Annotated in this window: 5 protein-coding genes; 3 read left to right on the top strand and 2 right to left on the bottom strand. The window is 56.6% G+C overall.

From position 1 onward, the window contains the following. From VGE80_RS10805 to VGE80_RS10815, 3 genes are all read left to right on the top strand, one after another. Window positions 1–649 (top strand): MBL fold metallo-hydrolase (locus tag VGE80_RS10805; RefSeq protein WP_440592672.1); only part of this gene is annotated, 649 nt, incomplete at its 5' end. Window positions 650–719: 70 nt separating this feature from the next. After that, window positions 720–1,502: an SDR family NAD(P)-dependent oxidoreductase gene (locus VGE80_RS10810; RefSeq protein WP_440592673.1), complete on the top strand. Its 783-nt coding sequence runs from the start codon at window positions 720–722 to the stop codon at window positions 1,500–1,502. Between the two features lie 213 nt (window positions 1,503–1,715). After that, window positions 1,716–2,630, top strand: coding sequence for a spermidine synthase (locus VGE80_RS10815; protein WP_440592674.1), 915 nt, complete (start codon window positions 1,716–1,718; stop codon window positions 2,628–2,630). 255 nt (window positions 2,631–2,885) lie between these two features. On the opposite strand, the gene VGE80_RS10820 is transcribed toward VGE80_RS10815, so the two are convergent. Then, entirely contained in the window at window positions 2,886–3,572 is a 687-nt protein-coding gene (locus tag VGE80_RS10820; protein ID WP_397570999.1) for an HD domain-containing protein, read from the bottom strand. Window positions 3,573–3,578: 6 nt separating this feature from the next. Beyond that, window positions 3,579–4,756, bottom strand: a 1,178-nt coding sequence (locus VGE80_RS10825) for a hypothetical protein (RefSeq protein WP_440592675.1), incomplete at its 5' end; no start/stop codon positions are given.

Below are 4,756 nucleotides of genomic sequence, written 5' to 3' on the forward strand. Positions count from 1 at the left end.
GGCTCTGCCAGTCTATGTCGCGCGCCGGCGGATGATGAAAATGGAACCTCCCCGGATTTACCTTCCGGAAGAAAACGTCGAATGGGCCGAACGCCTGCTGAAAGTCTGGCAGCAACTGGATCGGGGCCGCATGGTCTGCGAACTGATCGGCGTCAAGGCCGGCCAGGAAATCGAGATCTCACGTGATCACGTCGTGACGGTCTTTCCGACCCGCCATACGGTCCCCTCAGTGGGATACGTCGTCTGGCAGCGCCGCAAAAAACTCAAGCCCCAGTACATCACACTCACCGGTAACGAAATCCGGGATCTGAGAATGTCAGGTGAGGAAGTCACACACGAAGTGCGAACTCCGCTCGTCTGCTATACGGGTGACACGGCTCCTCCCGGAATCGATAACTATCCCCCCGTCTTCGAAGCCAAGATCCTGATTACAGAAATCACATTCTTCCGCCCCGAACACCGCAAGGAAAAGATCTACAAATTCGGACACATGCACCTGGACGACATCATCGAACGTGCAGACAAGTTCCATAACGAACTGATCATTGCCATGCACTTCAGTACGCGATACGCCACAAACCAGATTGAACGGGCCGTGATGAAACGAATCCCGCAACAGTTGAAAGATCGAATCCGGCTGTGGCTCTGACATCTCCGTCGCGCAGCGAATCGACGGAAGCACGCGACGTCCCATGATGACTGTGAGAAAAGGGAAATTCATGAGTATCTTCGACCGGTTTCGACTGAATGGAAAACGTCTTCTCATCACCGGCGGCAGCCGGGGACTGGGTCGCGAAATGGCGCTCGCAATTGCAGACGCGGGGGCCGACGTCGTCCTGGTCGGCCGCGAAGCGACCAGCTTGAAAGGGACCGCCGATGATATTCGTGCCCTTGGGCGACAAGCCTGGGCAATCGAAGGGGACGTCAGTCAGCCGGACCAGTGCGAAGCGATCTGCAATCAGGTCCTGCAGCATCATGGTCCGATCGACATCCTGATTAATAATGTGGGAGGACGACGAATTGACGTCCAGATCGAGGATCAGACACTCGAGCAGTGGCAGCAGATCATCGATTTGAATCTGACCAGCACGTTCCTGTGTATGAAATACATCGGTAAATCGATGATCGAACGAGGGCAGGGGGGCCGGATCATCAACATCGCTTCCATTTCGGGAATGGTCGCCAACCGCGGAATCGGTGGCCGAAGCTACGAAACGGCTAAGGCTGCAGTCATGCATCTGACCCGCTCGGCCGCAGCGGATTGGGCTCCGCACAAGATCACGGTCAATGCGATCTGTCCGGGAGGATTCATGACCGCTCCCAATATCCGCTGGGCCAACGACGCCCCTGAAATGATCAAGGGATTCCGTCAACAGATTCCGAGCGGAGACTTCGGCCAGCCTGAAGATCTGGGGCCGCTGGCGGTCTACCTGGCCAGTGACGCGTCCCGCTACGTCACGGGAGCCGCGATGGTCATTGACGGTGGCTATACGCTTTGGTGAAGCTGGAAGGGTGGGAGTCATCGGCACCTTGATGACCGAGTCCGTTGCGATATGCGTTGCGTATTCATGGAGTCGAGGCAGACAGTTGCCGGCCTTGCGCGGTTGCGACTCCTTTTTGTCAGAATCGCACGCGCAGTCCCCGGACTGCCGTGAACGCCCCCCGGGTAACCTCAAGACGCTTTAACATCAAGACTCTGTGACAGGTCCATATCGATGAATACACAAGAACGCTGGATCGGTGAATCATTCACCCCTGACGACATCTGGCAGCACCGCGTCAGCAAGGTTCTTCACCATCAGCAGACACCGTTTCAGGAACTGTACGTCGTCGAAAGTGGTGCTTATGGAAAAGCACTCGTCCTCGACGGCCGGTGGCAGACATGCACCGGTGACGAGTTCCTTTACCACGAGCCGCTGGTTCACACTCCCTTTGTTCTTTACGGTCAGCCTCGCCGGATTCTGATTGCCGGCGGAGCCGATGGTGGAGCGGCTCGCGAGGCGCTCAAGTGGAACGACGTGGAAGAGATTCTGCTCGTCGACATTGACCGCGATGCCATCGAGGCCTGCCGACAACATCTGCCACAAATCCATCAAGGTTCACTGGACGACCCACGCGTCCGGATTGAAGCCGCAGATGCCTTCGATGTCATTGCGAACACGAGCGGTTGGGATGTCATTATCGCCGACCTGACCGACCCCATTGAATCTGGCCCGGCCTACAAGCTGTTCACGAAAGAATTCTTTACGCACTGCCAGAACGCCCTCACGCCGGGCGGATTCTTCGTCAATCAAGCGGGTTCACAGTCACCACCGCTCATCGAACCGCTCGCCAGAACAGCGAAGACGATTGCATCCGTATTCCGCGATACGGCGATTGCGACCGTCAACGTCCCGACATACGGGTCTGCCTGGGGATTTGTCGTCGCGTCGGATAAGCCGTTCGAAAAACGCCCCGACGTCAATCAGGTCGACCAGCTCTTACAGCGAGCCACGTCCAGCCCCATGCGAATGTTTGACGGCCAGACACTGCTCGGCATTCTGCAGTCGTCCAAGCTGGTCAGGGACCGCATCGCGGCTGAATCACTCATCTACACCCTGTCGAATCCGCCCCAGATCGCCCGGCATTAAGTCCCACCAAAGTCTGTCGATCAGTGCCAGGAACCCGTTCCCGGTGGCCTGGCCTGATCCAGATACGCACTCCCGCGGCCCAAGCGAAGAGGACTTCTCACATCGAGAAGGAATTCAGCGTGGTCGAGCGCCGGCGATTCCAGCGACAGCATCACCCTGAAAGGGGAGACGAAAGTCGGCTCGCGCCAGTTTGGAAAGGCTCATTGCGCACAGGGGCACCCCATCTCAAGATCAGCAGCGAAGAGTAGGTTGAGATCAGGCGGAGGGTGTCTGGGCGACGAGAAGCCCGTCCGCGCCGTTCCATTCCGCCAGGAACTGCTGCAGGTAGTTTTCCATGAATGCGTGGCGTTCATGAGCGATTCGCCGCCCTGAATCCGTCTGCATTCGATCTTTCAGAAGCAGCAGTTTTTCGTAGAAGTGATTGATGGTCGGACCTGACTTCGACTTGTAAGCCGCGAACGACGAATGCAGTTCCGCGGGGACCGACGGGTCATGCATCGGCCGCCCCATGTGCCCGCCATAGGTGAACGCACGAGCAACACCGATTGCTCCAATCGCATCCAGACGGTCTCCGTCCTGAACGCATTTGCCTTCAATCGTCGGCATTTCCGTCGGAACACCCGCCCCTTTGAAGGTCACTCGAGCAACAATATCACACACGGCATCCACAACAGCAGGATCAACATTGTTCTCACTCAGCCACGCATGGGCTGCCCGTGGCCCCGCGGTGTCATCACCACCATGAAACTTCCAGTCAGCGATATCGTGCAGCAGAGCGGCCAGTTCCACGATGACCATGTCCGCCTTCTCTTCTGCGGCAATTCGCAGAGCGTTACGGCGGACCCGATCAATGTGCCACCAGTCGTGTCCTGTCGTGTCATTCTCAAGCGTCCGCCGAACGTGTTCGGCGGTCCGCTTGATGACCTGATCCCAAGCCGTCATTACCACTTATCTATTCTCGAGGAACAACCGCTTGAACTGTTTGTTGACGTTCGCCATCAGCTGGTCGTTGCCCTGTTTCAGTTCAACGAGCCACTTCAGCGGATAGTCGTCAGGAATCTTCTCGCCAGCCACCTGGTAGATGTCGTCCCAGATCTTCCACGCGAGCAGACATTCTTCACACAACAGATCTTCGTCCGTCAGCATTTCGTATTCAGGACTCTTCAACAGCTTGTCGAAGCCTTCCATTCCGCGGTAGGCCGCGTTCCGGGCATTGTCGAATTCCTGAGCCTTGTACGCCTGCTTGGCTTCGAAGATTGCACGATGGGCTTCTGCCGTTTCCGGTTCAGCCTCGGCATACGCCCGCATACGCCAGTAGCGGTAGTTCGTCATCTTCTGGTAGGCATCGACGGCCTTGCGAACACGCTGCTCGTCATCCGGAGTCGAAGCAATCTGTTTAATTTCTTCGTCCGTCATTTCGAGACGAATATCAGATTCTTCTGAACCGATCAGAGCATGGAAAATTTCACGCCCATAACCTTCCGTCCAGTCCTTGCGTGCCTGATCCCACGCCTCGCGCGTCCCTTCCCCGAATTTTCCGTCTTTCTGCAACGCCTGGGCATAGTCGAACTGACATCGTGCAGGGGTAGCGCGGAACAGACTGCGATCCAGAATGTGCTGAGGACGGGAAAGTTCTCTTTCACAGGCGAGTTCAAACCAGCGTTTCCCTTCCAGGAAGTTATCCTTCCCTTCGGGATTGATCACCAGATCGGGCTTCCCTTCGTAGGCAGGATCAGGGTCCGAGAGGAAGTAACGACGATAGTCAGCGGCCTCGTCGGCATAACCGATCTTGTGCTGGATCACTTTCCCGGTGCGGTAGTGAAGTTCGGTCGATCGCTTGTTTCGTTCCACTCCTCGCTTCAGGAACTTGGCACCCTGCTTGACCCAGTAGTAGCGATCAGGCACAGCGTCCCATTCCGCTGACGTGTTATAGGCCAGATTCCAGCCATTAAAGTCCCACACCTTTTCATAGTGTGGCTGAAGCCGGACGATCGATTCCGTCGTGGCCTGCATTTCCGCCCATCGCTTCATATCCTTCTGCTGATCCAGATCCATCCAGAGCAAATTCACAGCCATCCCTCGCATCCCCAGGAGGACGAGATTCATGGCAGCGCTCGATGCATCCA

The organism is Schlesneria sp., from assembly GCF_036405755.1.
Lineage (GTDB): Bacteria > Planctomycetota > Planctomycetia > Planctomycetales > Planctomycetaceae > Schlesneria > Schlesneria sphaerica.